This is a genomic window from Isoptericola halotolerans (assembly GCF_013149785.1).
Classification (GTDB): domain Bacteria; phylum Actinomycetota; class Actinomycetes; order Actinomycetales; family Cellulomonadaceae; genus Isoptericola; species Isoptericola halotolerans.
Genome location: NZ_JABEZU010000004.1, coordinates 1 through 14,839, shown reverse-complemented (window position 1 = coordinate 14,839; position 14,839 = coordinate 1). Strand labels below are relative to the sequence as shown.

Below are 14,839 nucleotides of genomic sequence, written 5' to 3'. Positions count from 1 at the left end.
GGACGTGAAAACTTGCGCTCAACTTTACAAAGAGGTCGGTTGTGCCGAAGACGGGACAAAGCCGACCTGCGGAGTCCGACGGCGGACCACGCCGCCGGACCGACCACACGACGCAGTGGAGGGTTGGACATGACCAGAAGGACGACGGCGTCACGACGCCGTAGCCTGGCAGCGGTCGCGGGTGGCGCGAGCCTTGCGCTCCTCCTGGCGGCCTGCGGCGATCCCGACGGTGAGGGCGGTGTCGCCGAGCCCGACGACATGGGTGGCGACATGGAGTCGTCGATCGACTGTGCCGCCTACGACGAGTTCGGTGACCTCGAGGGCACCACCGTCAACATCTACACCTCGATCGTCGAGCCGGAGCAGCAGACGCAGGAGGACTCCTACGACGCGTTCGAGGAGTGCACCGGTGTCGAGGTCGTCTACGAGGGGTCTCGCGAGTTCGAGGCGCAGCTCCTCGTCCGTATCCAGGCCGGCAACGCGCCCGACATCGCGTACCTGCCGCAGCCCGGCCTGCTCAACACCATCGTCAGCGACTACCCGGATGCCATCGTCCCGGCCCCGGACGCGACCGTGGCCAACGTCGACGAGTTCTTCTCCGAGACGTGGAAGGACTACGGCACTGTCGACGGCACCTTCTACAGCGCACCGCTCGGTGCGAACGCGAAGTCGTTCGTCTGGTACTCGCCGTCGATGTTCGCCGACGCCGGGTACGAGGTCCCCCAGACGTGGACCGAGATGCTGGACCTCACCGAGACCATCGCCTCGGAGCAGGAGACCCTGCCGTGGTGCGTGGGCGTCGAGTCCGGTGACGCCACCGGCTGGGCGGGCACCGACTGGATCGAGGACGTCGTGCTCCGCACCGCCGGACCGGACGTCTACGAGCAGTGGTACACCCACGAGATCCCGTTCAACGACCCGCAGATCGTCGAGGCCTTCGACGCCGCCGGGGAGATCCTCAAGAACCCGGACTACGTCAACGCGGGCCTGGGTGGGGTCGACTCCATCGCCACCACCCCGTGGACGGACGCGGGCTTCCCGATCCTGGACGGCAACTGCTGGATGCACCGTGCCGCGAACTTCTACCAGACGCAGTGGCCGTCCGGTACCGAGGTGAGCGAGAGCGGCGACGTGTTCGCCTTCTACCTGCCGACCGACCAGACCGACGTCAAGCCGGTCCTCGGTGGCGGCGAGTTCGTCGCGGCCTTCGACGAGCGCCCGGAGGTCCAGGCCTTCCAGACGTACCTGTCGAGCGCGGACTGGGCGAACGAGAAGGCGCTGGCGACCCCCGAGGGCGGCTGGGTCAGCGCGAACACCGGGCTCGACCCGGCGAACCTGCAGACCGAGTTCGACCAGCTCGCCTACGAGACCATCTCGGACGAGGCCGCCGTGGTGGCGTTCGACGCCTCGGACCTGATGCCCGGTGAGGTCGGTGCCGGCACCTTCTGGACCGGCATCGTCAACTGGGTCACCGGATCCTCCACGCAGGAGGTCGTCGACCGCATCGAGAACAGCTGGCCATGACGGTGTGCGGACCGGGTCCGTCGGCGTCCGTGCCGACGGACCCGGTCCGCCGTACTCCCGGAGGAGATGTTCTGTGGACTGGTTGCTGACACCCGGCACGACCGGCGAGAAGTTCGCCGTCATGGTCGTCGCCATCGTGCTCTTCGTCGCCGTCATGAGTCTGATCCTGTTCGCCGTCGACCGACCCAAGCGGGTCCCCAGCTGGGTGGTGGCCCTGGGGTTCGTCGGCCTGCCGCTCGGGTTCCTGGCCTTCGGGCTGCTGCGCCCGGCCGGCATCACGCTGTGGAACTCGTTCTTCAACCGCAACACGACCGAGTTCGTCGGCGTCGACAACTATGTGCGGGCGTTCACCGAGCCGCAGTTCCAGAAGGTCCTGATCGTCACGGCTGCCTGGGTGATCCTCGCTCCGCTGCTCAGCACGCTCATCGGCCTGGTCTACGCCGTCCTGGTGGACCGTACCCGGTTCGAGAAGCTCGCCAAGGCCCTGGTCTTCATCCCCATGGCGATCTCCATGGTCGGCGCCTCGATCATCTGGAAGTTCGTCTACGAGTTCCGGCCCGACCAGGGCGGGATCCAGCAGATCGGTCTGCTGAACCAGGTGCTCGTCTGGCTCGGGCTGCCGCCTCAGCAGTTCCTCATCGGGCAGCCGTGGAACACCGCGTTCCTCATCGTGGTGATGATCTGGATCCAGACCGGTTTCGCCATGACGGTGCTGTCCGCGGCGATCAAGGCCATCCCGGACGACATCACCGAGGCCGCACGCCTCGACGGGCTCCAGGGGACGCAGATGTTCCGCTACATCACGGTGCCCAGCATCCGGCCCGCCCTGGTGGTCGTGCTGACCACCATCGCCATGGCCACGCTCAAGGCGTTCGACATCGTCCGCACCATGACCGGCGGTCAGTTCGGCACCCAGGTCGTGGCCAACGAGTTCTACACCCAGGCCTTCCGGCAGAACAACCAAGGGCTCGCCGCAGCGCTCGCCGTGATGCTGTTCGTGCTCGTGATCCCGATCATCGCGTACAACGTGCGTCAGATGCGGATGGCGGAGGAGATCCGATGACCAGCACCCCCACCCCGCTCCCGTCGCACGCCGTCGACAAGGAGACCGCGCCGGAGAAGCCGCGCAAGATGTCCCGGGCCGAGCGGCGGGCCATCGCGGCCAGGGGAAAGCTCAGCTCCCCGTGGGCCTCCGGCATCGCGATCCTCATCGCCATCCTGTGGACCATCCCGTCGGTCGGCCTGCTCATCACGTCGTTCCGTCCCGAGACGGTCATCCGCAACAGCGGCTGGTGGACGGTCTTCGGGAACATCGCCTCCGGCGAGGCCGAGTTCACGGTCGACAACTACAACCAGGCGCTCTACGGCAACAGCTCGAACCTGTCGACGTTCTTCGTCAACTCGTTCGTCATCACCATCCCGGCCGTGATCATCCCGATCACGCTGGCTCTCCTGGCGGCCTACGCGTTCGCGTGGATCCCGTTCAAGGGCCGGAACTTCCTGTTCGTCGCGGTGTTCTCGCTCCAGGTCGTCCCGCTGCAGGTGGCGCTCGTGCCGCTGCTGAGCAACTACAACGACTGGGGCATCGGGGGTTCGTTCTGGACCGTGTGGTTCTCCCACTCGATCTTCGCGCTGCCCCTGGCGATCTTCCTGCTGCACAACTTCATGAAGGACATCCCGCCGTCGCTCGTCGAGGCGGCCCGCGTCGACGGTGCCGGGCACGTGAAGATCTTCTTCCGGGTGCTCTTCCCGCTCCTGGTGCCGGCGATCGCGTCGTTCGGCATCTTCCAGTTCCTGTGGGTCTGGAACGACCTGCTGGTCGGCCTGACGTTCGCCGCGCGGCCGTACCAGCCGATGACGGTGGCGGTGGCCGAGCTCGCCGGTTCCCGCGGCGGTGACTGGCACCTGCTCACCGCCGGAGCGTTCATCTCGATGGTGGTGCCGCTGGTCGTCTTCATCGCCCTGCAGCGCTACTTCGTCCGCGGGATGCTGGCGGGGGCGGTCAAGGGGTAGACGAGTCGGTCCGGGCAGACGAGAGGCCCGCACGGTCGCGTTCACGGGCGCTGCGCGCCCTCCACTTCGGGAGTGACGACCGTGCGGGCCTCTCGTCTGCCCGGACCGCGCTCCGTGCGGGCGGGTAGCCGGAGCGGGGTGCGTCAGGTCAGACCTGGGGGACCTGGGGGGCGGCGTCGACGGCCTTCGGGTCGGGGCCGAACTGGTTCGGGCCGCGCGTGCCCTCGAGGAACATGAAGACCAGCAGGATGATCGGACCGACGAACGGCACGAAGACGATGAAGTACCAGAAGCCGGACTTGTCCTGGTCGTGGAGGCGTCGGACCGTGACGGCGATGGTGGGCAGCAGGAGCGCGAGGTTCACGAGCGTCGCCACGAAGTAGGTGGCGCCGAAGACCGGCGTCATCGTCGCGGTGTCGATCTCGAGGCCGCCCGTGGCGCTGACGAAGATCGAGAGCACGATGGCGACGAGCACCATGAACAGCGCCCAGAACCAGTACTCGGAACGGCGGGCGCGACCCGAGAAGGTGGCGTACTTGCTGAACACGGTCTTGATGGCTTCGCCGAAGGACATGCTTCCCCCTGGGGACTCGATGGGGTCGTCACGGGCGTGTCGACCGCAGGCGAACCTAGAGGATGCGATCACGCCGCGTCCAGGTTCTCGCCGCGATTCCTCCACATCTCCCGCGATGTGGACGGCCCGCGCAAGGACTCGGGCGTAGGCTCCCCGAGTGCCCGACGCCACCTCGCCCGTCCCGCCCGGAGCACCCGGCCCGCCGTCGTCCCCGGCGTCGCGGGGCGCCGTGGACAAGGTTCCGGCCCCGGCCCTGTTCGTCGTCTCGGGCCTGACGCTCTACCTGGGTGCGGCGGTCGCCGTCGGGCTGTTCGACAGTCTGGGCGCTCCCACCGTGAGCTGGTGGCGGATCGTGCTGGCCGCCGTCGTCCTGCTGGCCTGGCGCCGGCCGTGGCGCCGTCGCTGGACGCGGCACGACGTCGTGGTGGCAGGGTTCTTCGGCACCGCGCTGGCCGCGATGAACATCGTCTTCTACGTCGGGATCGACCACCTGCCGCTGGGGGTGGCGGTCGCGATCGAGTTCGTCGGCCCGATCGCCGTCGCGGCGGTCACGGGGCGCGGCTGGCGTGAGCGCGGCGCGATCGTGGTCGCCGCGACGGGCGTCGTGCTGCTCGCGGGCGTGACGCTGGAGAGCGACCTGCCGCGGGAGGACGTCGTCGTCGGGCTGGTGGCGGTGCTCGCCGCGGCCGGGTGCTGGGCCGGGTACATCGTGCTCGGCAAGCGGGTCGCCGGGGGCGGCGCCGGGATCGACGGGCTCGCGATCGGCATGGCCGTCGGCGCGGTGGTCTTCGCGCCGTTCTTCGGGGCGTCGGTCGCGACGGTCGTCCCGGACCTGCGCCTCCTCGGCTTCCTGCTCGTGGTCGCGGTGTGCTCGTCCGTCGTGCCGTACGTGCTGGACCAGGTCGTGCTGCGGCGGGTGGGCACCGCGACGTTCTCGGTGCTGCTGGCGATGCTGCCGGCCACGGCGGCCGTGGTCGGTGCCGTCGTCCTGCAGCAGGTGCCGTCGTGGCCCGAGCTCGCGGGCCTGGTCCTGGTGTCCGGGGCGATCGTCATGACGGCCTCCGGCAGGGAGTAGCCCGGCGTCAGGGGACCAGCAGGACCTTGCCGAACACCTCGCCGGACTCGAGCAGGTCGTGGGCGGTCTGCGCCTCGTCGAGCGGTACGCGGGCGTGGACGACGGGGCGCAGCCGCCCGTCGGCGACCATCGGCCAGACGTGGCGGCCGACGGCGGCCACGATCTCCGCCTTCTCCTGGGCCGTGCGCGAGCGCAGCGTCGTGCCGGTCACGGTTGCCCGCTTCGCCATCAGCCGGGCGAGGTCCAGCTCGCCGGTGCGGCCCTGCTGGAGGCCGATGACGACGAGCCGCCCCCCGGGGGCGAGCAGCCGGACGTTGTCCTGGAGCCCGCCCCCACCGAGCACGTCGAGCACGATGTCGGCCCCCCGGCCGTCCGTGGCCTGCCGGACCGCGGCGACGACGTCCTCGCTGCGGTGGTCGACGACGACGCCCGCCCCCAGCTCGCGGCAGCGGGCGGCGCGCTCGGGGCCGCCGGCCGTGGCGACGACCCGTGCGCCGAGCGCGGCGCCGAGCTGGACGGCGAGGCTGCCGACCCCGCCGGAACCTCCCTGCACGAGCAGCGTCTCCCCGCGGCGCAGCCGGCCGGTGTCGACGAGGTTCGTCCACGCTGTGCACGCGGCCTCGGGGAGCGCGGCGGCCTCGACGAGCCCGACGCCGTCCGGGACCGGGAGCGTCTGGGTCTCGCGGACCACCACCTGGTCCGCGTAGCCGCCCCCTTCGAGCAGTGCGACCACGCGATCGCCGACACGCCGGGACGACACGCCTGCGCCGAGGCGGCGGACCATACCGGATATCTCGAGTCCCGGCCACTCGGGAGCACCCTTCGGCGGAGGGTAGAGTCCGGTGCGTTGTAGCAGGTCAGCACGGTTGACGCCACTTGAGACGACGTCGATCAGCACCTCCCCGCTGTCCGGTTGCGGTAGGTTGACGGCAGTTGTGGTGAGTTTCCCTGCAGGGCCTTCGCCCGATATCGTGACGGCTCGCACAGTCATGGAGGCTACTCGCGCGCGGTGCCGAGCGACGAGAGCGTTCCCATCGGTGCGTTGAACATCGGAGCCGGGAGGCTGGACGTCTCCCGGGCGCTCCGAACGATCAGTGATGGAGAGAGGTCCCCATGCTCCGCAGGTTGGGCGTTCGCGGGAAGATCCTTGCGACACTCGCCGTGCCGATCTTCGTCCTACTGCTGGCCGCCACGTACATCTCGTGGGGCGCGTTGCAGGACGCGATCGAGGCCGACCAGACGTCGGGCCTGGTGGACAGCCTCGAGCTGCAGGACCGGGCCGGCACCGCGATGGCGGCCGAGCGTGCGCTGTCGGTCGCGGCGCTCAACGAGGTCGAGGGCGCTGTGGAACAGCTGGCCGAGGCCCAGGAGCAGACCGACGAGGCGATCGACGCCCGCAACGACGCGCTGCGCGCCCTGGACACCGACCTGCTGAGCACCAACGTCCGCGACGCCATCAACTCGACCATCGAGGACCGTCGGGCCGTCGACGCCTTGCAGACGGACGTGTTCTCCGGGCAGATCACGGCGGCGTCCGCGATGGCGCAGTACGACGAGCTGATCGACCGGGCGCTGGACGTGCCGCGGGCACTGTCCGCGGCCTCCACGGACTCGTCGCTCGCGGAGCACCTCAACGCCTACGTGGCGATGGACGAGGTCATGCTCGCGAACACCTTCGAGCGGCCTGTCGTGGCGCTGGCGCTGGCCGACGCGGCACGTGCCGACGCCGAGGACGACGACCGCAACGCGGACCTGATGGCCCAGATGGTCACGGCCCTGAACACCACCGACGACCTGCGTGCGGCCGCCCAGGACCGGGTCGACCGCCTCGGCCTGGGCATCCAGCTGCCCGACTACAGCGAGGAGCTGCAGGAGCTGCGGTTCCAGCTCCAGTTCGTCAACTTCTCGAACCTCAACCAGCGGTCCGCCGCGAACTGGGCCGAGCTGTCGCAGGCCTGGATCGACGAGATGCAGCCGGTGCGCGACGACGTCCGCGCCGAGACGGTCGACTACGCGCAGGACGAGTCGTCCGCCGCCCGGACCCAGGCGCTCGGAACGCTGGCCGTCACGTTCGGCGTCGTGCTCCTGTCGCTGCTCATCGCCCTCGTCATCGCCCGCCGCATCGTCACGCCGCTGCGCCGTCTCACGACGGCCACGGCGGACGTGCGTGAGCGCCTGCCCCAGATGGTCGAGCAGATGGCCGTCCCCGGTCAGTCCCCGGACATCGACCTGGTGCAGATCCCCGTCGAGTCGGACGACGAGATCGGTCGCCTGGCGAACGCGTTCAACCAGGTGAACGAGACCACGATGGAGGTCGCTCGAGAGCAGGCCGCGCTCCGTGGCTCGATCGCCGAGATGTTCGTCAACGTGGCGCGTCGCGACCAGGTGCTCCTGAACCGTCAGCTCGCGTTCCTCGACGAGCTCGAGCGCTCCGAGGAGGACGCCGGCACGCTGTCGAACCTCTTCCGCCTCGACCACCTCGCCACCCGGATGCGCCGCAACGCCGAGTCCCTGCTGGTCCTCGCGGGCATCGACTCCGGTCGTCGGGTGCGCAACCCGATGCCGGTCTCCGACGTCGTCCGCACGGCGTCCTCCGAGATCGAGCTCTACGACCGGGTGCGCCTCAGCCTCCACACCGATCCGCACATGCTCGGTCACAACGCCCTCAACGCGGCGCACCTCATCGCCGAGCTGCTCGAGAACGCGACGATGTTCTCCGAGCCGCACACGCCGGTCGAGGTGTCGACCACCCGCGACGAGCGTGGTGTGGTCGTCACGGTGCGTGACCACGGCCTCGGAATGTCGGCGGACGAGCTCGCCGAGGCGAACTCCAAGGTCGCCTCGACCACCGCCTCCGACGCGGTGGGCGCCCAGCGGCTCGGCCTGTTCGTGGTCGGTCGTCTTGCCGCCCGTCTGCGCGCCGCGGTGGAGTTCCGCGCCGGCGCGGACGGCAAGGGCACGACGGCGACGGTGGTGTTCCCGCCGGAGCTGTTCCTGTCCGACGACGCCATGCCGCTCCCGCAGCCGACGGACCCGCTGGCGACGTCGACGCAGCAGGCCGTCGCCCAGTTCGGCCAGGAGCCCGCACCGACCGGCTTCGCCGACGCCGTGCCTGCCACCGTGCCCGCCGACCCGCGCGGTGCCTCCAGCCCGGCCGGTGCGTCGAGCCCGGCCGGTGCGTCGCACCGCCACGAGCCGGACGCTCGGTTCCCCGACGAGACCACGGCGGTCTCGGACCGCACGTCCTCGATGGCGATGCCGGACGCGCGACCGCGGGCGACCGACAACACCCCTGCGCGCTCCGCCTTCGGCCTGCGCGAGCCGGAGCCTCCGACGGCTGCCCCGGTCGACCTCGACGCGCTCACCGACGGCACGACGGCGACGGGCATGCCCCGCAGACGTCGCGCCGACGAGGGGTCGCCGACGGAGTCGATCGTGCTCCCGCCCCTCTCGACGCCGCACATGGACGAGTCCGCTCAGGCTGCCGCGGACGACGGGTCGTGGAGCCCTCCGGCCGAGGTCTCGGCCTCGGGTGGCTCGCTGCCCAGCCGGCAGCGGTCGGCGGGAGGTTCTTCGGAACCGAGCGCCCACTCCGGCGCCCTGCCCCTGCTGGAAGAGCCCACGTCCGAGCCGATCGAGCCCGAGCAGCGCACCGGGCTGTTCTCGAGCTTCCGCTCCATGGAGCGACTCGAGGAGTCGGCCACCGAGGGCACGATCCAGCTCGATGCCGTCACGGACGACCCTGCCGACGTCCCGGCGGGCCTGAGCCCGTCCGAAGCGGACCCGGAGCCTGTCCAGGTGCCGTCCGTCGCCGACGCCTGGGCGCCGGTGCCGGCCGCCGAGCCGGTGCCGGCTGCCGAGCCGGTGCAGCACTTCCCGTCCGCTGCGGAGGCTGCCCGGCCGACGGTGCCCTACGCCGAGCCTGCCCGTCCCGCGGCTGCCGATGCCGAGCCGCGCACCGAGGTCCCGACGAACGCCGCTCACGCGCCCGAGGACGAGGGCTTCACCAGCCTGCCGGCCTTCGAGGACCTGATGTCGGACCTCCCCACACGGCGGGCGGAGACCCCGCAGCAGGGTTCGCGCAAGCGTGGTCTGTTCGGACGCAAGCCGGCGGTCGACCAGACCGCCGCCGCCGCGGTGGACTCGGTGACGAACGGTTCTCCTGCGCAGGGCGCACCGCTCGTCGGTTCGGCCGGTGGCGTCGACCCGCTCACGGCCCCGACCCTCTCCGTCGGGTCGGAGTCCGCCTCGTCAGCGCCGGAGTCGCCGGCGGTGCGGCGGACCGCCGACGTCGACGAGTGGTCGGCCTCTCCCGCAACGGCCGGCCCGCGACCGTTCGCCCCGGAGCCCGAGGCGCCTCGGGCTCCGGTGGCCTACCGGCCGCCGGTGGTCGAGGACGTCCCTTATGACCTCCCGCAGCCGGTCGAGCCGTCTCCCGTCGCCGCGCCTCCTGCGGAGCAGCGGCCGACGGCGGCCCCGTCCTTCGCCGCCACGGCGGACGACGGTCGGTCGGTCGGGCGGACCTACGGGGAGTCGGTGCTGCCGCTGCGTTCCACCGGCGACGCCAAGGCCGACCCCCTCGACCCCCAGTACGTGCCTGACACCGTCGAGGCGCGCTCCGAGTGGATGGCCTCGGCCGTCCTGTACGAGGAGATGTCCACGCTCATGCAGCGTGGGGTCTTCCAGGAAGAGAACGTGACGACCAGCAACGAGGAGCAGACGTACCGACCGACCGCGGTGGCTCCGGAGGCCGCGAACGGCCTGACACGGCGGAGCCGGACCGCTGATCGACCCGCCTCGGCGGATCGCTTCACGGCCCGTATCGACCGTGATCCGGAACAGTTGCGCGCGCGGTTGTCGGCATTCCAGTCGGCGACAGCCCGCGGGCGATCCGAGGCAACCGGGTGACGGGCCTCGACGGATGACCCCCTGACCGTGAATGATGTCCCTGGATCGTCTCCGCAGCAGCGGTGACCTGCGCACTCAGCGCACCTGACGAGGAGGAAGCGTGACCCTCAGTACTGAAGCGACCAACTTCGGGTGGCTTCTCGACAACTTCGTCCGGACCGTCCCCGGCAGCCGCCACACGCTGGTGGTCTCGGCGGACGGCCTGCTCATGGCCATGTCGGACCACCTCGACCGCACCAGCGGCGACCAGCTCGCCGCCATCGTCTCGGGCATGTCGAGCCTCACCCGTGGCGCCGCGCGTCAGCTCAACGGTGGCAACGTGCGGCAGTCCATCGTCGAGATGGACAACGGCTACCTCTTCTTGATGAACGTCTCGAACGGGTCGGTCCTCGCTGTGGTCGCCGAGGCGAACTGCGACATCGGGCTGATCGGCTACGAGATGGCGCTGCTCGTCTCGCGCACCGAGACGACGCTCACGCCGCAGCTCATCTCCGAGATGCGGGGCAGCCTTCCCGTCGACGGCACGACGCGCTCAGCGCAGGTTGGATGAGGTAGACGATGACGCACGCACCGTTCGGTTCCCTGGGCTCGCACTCCGCGGATGGCTACGAGGCTTCCACGGTGCGTCCCTACGCGGTCACGGGTGGCCGCGTCCGTTCCTCCATGTCCGACCTGCCTCTCGAGGCGCTGGTCGAGGTCATGCCAGGAGCAGTCAGCAGCTTCGGCCTCACCCCCGAGAAGCGCGCGATCCTGCAGCACGCAGCACACACCTACGTGTCGATCGCCGAGCTCTCGGCCCTTCTGAAGCTTCCGCTCGGGGTTGTCCGCATCCTCGTGGCGGACATGCAGGAGGAGGGCCACATCACCGTGCACACCTCGGCCCCGGTCAACGTCCACACGGGCCACGGCAGCAACCACTCGGGGCTTTCCCTGAGCGTCTTGGAGAGTGTTCTCAATGGCATTTCCACCCTCTGACAGCCCGTCGCCCGGCGGGTCCGGCAGCCTGTCCCCGAGCTGGGCGCCCGTCTCCGGGCCCGCCGGCGGGCTGAGCGCCCCGGCCGGTGGTCCCTCTCCGTTCCGCGGTGCGGGCGACGGCAGACCGGTCCGGCAGAGCGTGCTCGGCGGTGCCGCGCGTACCGAGGCAGGTGTGACGGCGGCGTCGCACACCGCCGGCGCTCCGCAGTCCGCGGCGGCCCAGGCACCCTCGTCCCATGCCGCTCCGGCGCAGGCTCACGGCGTCAGCGCGTCCGCCGCTCCGAGCTCCTCGGTGGGACAGCAGACAGCTCCGGTCGACCACACCTCGCAGCAGGCCGATCAGGGTGGCCGTCAGGCGCCGGCTCCGGCCGCGCGCCCCGCTGCCGAGTCCGGGAGCACCGCACCCACGGTGACGAAGATCGTCGTGGCGGGCGGGTTCGCCGTCGGCAAGACGACCTTCATCGGATCCATCTCCGACGTCGAGCCGCTCAACACGGAGGCGGCGATGACGGAGCACTCCGTCGGGGTCGACGACGCCGGCGGCGTGACCGATCGCAAGACGACGACGACCGTCGCGATGGACTTCGGCCGGGTGTCCCTGCCCGGCAACCTGTGGTTGTACCTGTTCGGCACCCCTGGTCAGGACCGCTTCCTGTTCATGTGGGACGACCTGGTGCGCGGAGCGATCGGTGCCGTGGTGCTGGTCGACACGGATCGTCTCGAGCAGTGCTTCCCGGCGATCGACTACTTCGAGCAGCGGGGCGTGCCGTTCGTGGTGGGGGTCAACTGCTTCGACGGCGTGGCCAAGCACCGGCTCGAGGACGTGCGCGAGGCACTTCAGATCCCGGCCCACGTGCCGATGCTCTACACGGACGCTCGATCGAGGGCGGCGACCAAGCAGACGCTCATCTCGCTGGTGCAGCTGGCGATGCGACAGTTGCGCACGGGCGGCGGGCCCAGCTGACCTCGGTGGTCGACGGTCGGTCGGTGCTTGCCCATCGACCGACCGCGCCGTCGTCGGTGATGTTCCGTCCGGCTAGACTGCCGGGCCTGGGAGGGCTGACAGAGCGGCCGAATGTGACGGTCTTGAAAACCGTTGTGCGGCAACCCCGCACCGGGGGTTCGAATCCCCCGCCCTCCGCCGTACCGGGTCGGTGGCCCACCGGGCCGACCGGGTAGACCTCGAGACCAGCGCCGTGTCCCCGAGGGCTTTTGCCCCGCGGGCCGTCCGGCAGGTACTGTGGTCGGCGCAGCACAGGTTCGCTCCTGCCGCTGCGAGGAGACGTCGCATAGTCTGGTCTAGTGCGCCACCCTGCTAAGGTGGTAACGGGGCAACCCGTTCGGGGGTTCAAATCCCCCCGTCTCCGCCAGGAAGGCTCCGGTGTTCGACGCCCGGGGCCTTTTCTGTGTCGCGGGTGGACACCACCGTCGTGGTGTCGGTCACGATCGTCGATCCCGGTTTGGGGATCGGCAGCCAGCACGGTAATGTTCTCGTCGGCCGGTGCGACAGCATCGGACGGTATGCGCCCGTAGCTCAACGGATAGAGCATCTGACTACGGATCAGAAGGTTGGGGGTTCGAATCCCTCCGGGCGCACTTCCCAGAACGGCCCGATCCTGTCGAGGATCGGGCCGTTTCTCGTGGGAAACTCCGTAGGGCGACACCGCAGCGAGGATGTCCGGTGCCAGGATCTCTGTGACCGGACGAGACAGGCCTGGCCCCGGTCCGGCGCGAGCGATGCGGCGGACGACCCGCACTGCGAGGATGCAGAGCGGGTCAGACGCTGCACGACGGACGAGAGGTGCGTGATCGCATGAGCGATCAGACCTGGACGACGATCGCGATCGTGGCCTACCTGGCCCTGATGCTGGGCATCGGCTACGCCGCGTTCCGGCGGACGAACGACCTCGACGACTACATGCTCGGCGGACGTCGGCTCAGACCGGGTGTCGCGGCCCTGAGCGCCGGCGCCTCAGACATGTCCGGCTGGCTGCTGATGGGCCTGCCCGGCGCCATCTACGTCGCGGGCCTGGTGGAGGCGTGGATCGCGATCGGACTGACGATCGGCGCCTGGCTCAACTGGAAGTTCGTGGCACCGCGGCTGCGCGCCTACACGGAGGTCTCGAACAACTCGATCACGATCCCGAGCTTCTTCGAGAACCGGCTCAAGGACACGTCACGGCTGCTGCGGATCGCCGCCGGCGCGATCGTGCTCGTGTTCTTCACGTTCTACGTCTCCTCCGGCATGGTCGCGGGCGGGACGTTCTTCGAGAGCTCGTTCGGGATGAGCTACCTGACGGGGCTCCTGGTCGTCGGCGGCGTGACGCTGGCCTACACGCTGTTCGGGGGGTTCCTGGGCGCCACGTGGACAGACGTGGCGCAGGGCATCCTCATGCTCCTGGCGCTGGTCGCCGTGCCGATCGTGGCCGTGGTCGACCTGGGTGGCTGGAGCGTCGTGCGTGACGGGATCCTCGCAGCCGACACCTCGGCCGCGGCCGACCACCTGTCCTTCGTCGCCGGCGCGTCGGTGACGGGTGTGATCTCGGCACTGGCGTGGGGCCTCGGATACTTCGGGCAGCCGCACATCATCGTGAGGTTCATGGCGATGCGTTCGCCGAGCGACGCCAAGGTGGGGCGGCGGATCGGTATCTCGTGGATGATCGTCACCGCGGTCGGGGCCGTCATGACGGGGCTGATCGGCGTGGGCTACATGAACGTCAACGGGCTGACGCTGGAGAACCCGGAGACGGTCTTCCTGTTCCTGGCGCAGACCTTGTTCCACCCGGTCGTGGCCGGCCTCGTCCTGGCTGCCGTGCTGGCGGCGATCATGTCCACGATCTCCTCCCAGCTGATCGTCTCGTCGTCCGCCCTGGTGGAGGACCTCGTGAAGATGACCACCAAGCGAGAGCTGTCGATGACCACGCAGGTGATGCTCGGCCGAGCGGGGGTACTCGCCGTGGCGCTCATCGCCGGTCTCATCGCGACGGACCGCACGACGACGATCCTCGACCTGGTCGGGTTCGCCTGGGCCGGGTTCGGCGCCGCGTTCGGCCCGATCGTCCTCCTGAGCCTCTACTGGCGCCGGTTGAACCGGTGGGGAGCGCTCGCAGGGATGGTCGGTGGTGCCGTCGTCGCCTTCGTCTGGGGGCAGAGCTTCCTGACGGACATGCTGTACGAGATCGTGCCCGGGTTCGCGGTGGGTCTGGTCGCAGCCGTCGTCGTGAGCCTGGTGACGCGGCCGCCCGGGCAGGACATCGAGGCCGAGTTCGAGGACGCTCGGCGGCTGGCTGTCGGCGCTGCTCCTACCGGCTCCGTCTGAGGACGTGGGGCGCGCGGCTGCTCCGGCGCTTCTCCGGACGGGGAGGTCAGGAGAGTGGCGCGCGCCACGTCGCTCCGCGTTGACGCGCGGGGACCGACCTCTGTAATGTTCTCTGAGTCAGCCCGACGGGCCGACGGACACCGAGGAGACAGCCGCGAGGCTGGGTACCGGTGGCCGGGCCGGAGCTGAAAACCACATCCTTCTGGATCAGGACGCCGAGCGCGTTCTGATAGTGTGGGGCGGGTTCGGAATCAACCGAAATCATACGGATCAAACAGATCCGGACGATTTGCAGGGAGATATCGGAACTGCTAAGTTAGAGGGGTTGCCCCGGATGGGGCCGGAGCGGTTGTTCTGGTGCTGGATGGTGTGCGTCGGTTGTTTGAGAACTCAACAGTGTGCTTGATAGTCAATGCCAAATTTTGAACCTTTTTGGTTCCTTTGGACTGGA

11 protein-coding genes and 3 tRNA genes are annotated in these 14,839 nt (G+C 69.7%); 12 read left to right on the top strand and 2 right to left on the bottom strand.

Annotated elements, in window-relative coordinates; all coding sequences use genetic code 11:
* Positions 1-129 precede the first annotated feature (129 nt).
* From HDG69_RS14800 to HDG69_RS14790, 3 genes are all read left to right on the top strand, one after another.
* Positions 130-1,524, top strand: coding sequence for an ABC transporter substrate-binding protein (locus HDG69_RS14800; RefSeq protein ID WP_171784618.1), 1,395 nt, complete (start codon positions 130-132; stop codon positions 1,522-1,524).
* 73 nt (positions 1,525-1,597) lie between these two features.
* A complete protein-coding gene (locus HDG69_RS14795; protein WP_171784617.1) occupies positions 1,598-2,587 on the top strand; it encodes an ABC transporter permease subunit in 990 nt (329 codons plus the stop codon).
* The gene (locus HDG69_RS14790; protein WP_171784616.1) at positions 2,584-3,537 is read left to right on the top strand and encodes a carbohydrate ABC transporter permease; all 954 of its coding nucleotides are present in this window, start codon (positions 2,584-2,586) and stop codon (positions 3,535-3,537) included. The genes HDG69_RS14795 and HDG69_RS14790 overlap by 4 nt, the downstream gene beginning before the upstream one ends.
* 148 nt (positions 3,538-3,685) lie before the next feature.
* Here HDG69_RS14790 and HDG69_RS14785 read toward each other — a convergent pair whose 3' ends face one another.
* On the bottom strand, positions 3,686-4,111 hold the full coding sequence (locus HDG69_RS14785) for a DUF805 domain-containing protein (protein WP_171784615.1): 426 nt from the start codon (positions 4,109-4,111) through the stop codon (positions 3,686-3,688).
* A 229-nt stretch (positions 4,112-4,340) separates the two neighbouring features.
* Here HDG69_RS14785 and HDG69_RS14780 point away from each other — a divergent pair, with 229 nt between their 5' ends.
* A complete protein-coding gene (locus HDG69_RS14780) occupies positions 4,341-5,186 on the top strand; it encodes an EamA family transporter (RefSeq protein ID WP_171784973.1) in 846 nt (281 codons plus the stop codon).
* Positions 5,187-5,193: 7 nt separating this feature from the next.
* On the opposite strand, the gene HDG69_RS14775 is transcribed toward HDG69_RS14780, so the two are convergent.
* Positions 5,194-6,177 (bottom strand): NAD(P)H-quinone oxidoreductase, encoded by a 984-nt coding sequence (locus tag HDG69_RS14775; protein ID WP_171784614.1) that lies wholly within the window; start codon positions 6,175-6,177, stop codon positions 5,194-5,196.
* 122 nt (positions 6,178-6,299) lie between these two features.
* On the opposite strand from HDG69_RS14775, the gene HDG69_RS14770 reads away from it, so the two are divergent.
* The 8 genes from HDG69_RS14770 to putP all read left to right on the top strand — a co-directional run bounded on the left by HDG69_RS14770 (position 6,300) and on the right by putP (position 14,388).
* Positions 6,300-10,094 carry an ATP-binding protein gene (locus HDG69_RS14770; RefSeq protein WP_171784613.1) on the top strand — a complete coding sequence of 1,265 codons (3,795 nt, stop codon included), beginning with the start codon at positions 6,300-6,302 and terminating at the stop codon, positions 10,092-10,094.
* A 100-nt stretch (positions 10,095-10,194) separates the two neighbouring features.
* Entirely contained in the window at positions 10,195-10,644 is a 450-nt protein-coding gene (locus HDG69_RS14765) for a roadblock/LC7 domain-containing protein (RefSeq protein ID WP_171784612.1), read from the top strand.
* A gap of 8 nt (positions 10,645-10,652) precedes the next feature.
* A complete protein-coding gene (locus HDG69_RS14760; RefSeq protein WP_171784611.1) occupies positions 10,653-11,069 on the top strand; it encodes a DUF742 domain-containing protein in 417 nt (138 codons plus the stop codon).
* A gap of 409 nt (positions 11,070-11,478) precedes the next feature.
* Positions 11,479-12,033 carry a GTP-binding protein gene (locus HDG69_RS19135; protein WP_343036487.1) on the top strand — a complete coding sequence of 185 codons (555 nt, stop codon included), beginning with the start codon at positions 11,479-11,481 and terminating at the stop codon, positions 12,031-12,033.
* An 89-nt stretch (positions 12,034-12,122) separates the two neighbouring features.
* Positions 12,123-12,210 (top strand) — tRNA-Ser (locus HDG69_RS14750).
* A gap of 137 nt (positions 12,211-12,347) precedes the next feature.
* Positions 12,348-12,439, top strand: a tRNA-Ser gene (locus HDG69_RS14745).
* Between the two features lie 153 nt (positions 12,440-12,592).
* A tRNA-Arg gene (locus HDG69_RS14740) sits at positions 12,593-12,665 on the top strand.
* Between the two features lie 217 nt (positions 12,666-12,882).
* Positions 12,883-14,388 carry a sodium/proline symporter PutP gene (gene putP, locus HDG69_RS14735; protein ID WP_171784609.1) on the top strand — a complete coding sequence of 502 codons (1,506 nt, stop codon included), beginning with the start codon at positions 12,883-12,885 and terminating at the stop codon, positions 14,386-14,388.
* Positions 14,389-14,839 lie beyond the last annotated feature (451 nt).

Excerpts from the sequence above, each read along its gene's own strand:
- HDG69_RS14800 (WP_171784618.1), top strand. The coding sequence starts at position 130 with ATGACCAGAAGGACGACGGCGTCACGACGCCGTAGCCTGGCAGCGGTC.
- HDG69_RS14790 (WP_171784616.1), top strand. The coding sequence starts at position 2,584 with ATGACCAGCACCCCCACCCCGCTCCCGTCGCACGCCGTCGACAAGGAG.
- HDG69_RS14785 (WP_171784615.1), bottom strand. The coding sequence starts at position 4,111 with ATGTCCTTCGGCGAAGCCATCAAGACCGTGTTCAGCAAGTACGCCACC.
- HDG69_RS14775 (WP_171784614.1), bottom strand. The coding sequence starts at position 6,177 with ATGACTGTGCGAGCCGTCACGATATCGGGCGAAGGCCCTGCAGGGAAA.
- HDG69_RS14770 (WP_171784613.1), top strand. The coding sequence starts at position 6,300 with ATGCTCCGCAGGTTGGGCGTTCGCGGGAAGATCCTTGCGACACTCGCC.
- HDG69_RS14760 (WP_171784611.1), top strand. The coding sequence starts at position 10,653 with ATGACGCACGCACCGTTCGGTTCCCTGGGCTCGCACTCCGCGGATGGC.
- putP (WP_171784609.1), top strand. The coding sequence starts at position 12,883 with ATGAGCGATCAGACCTGGACGACGATCGCGATCGTGGCCTACCTGGCC.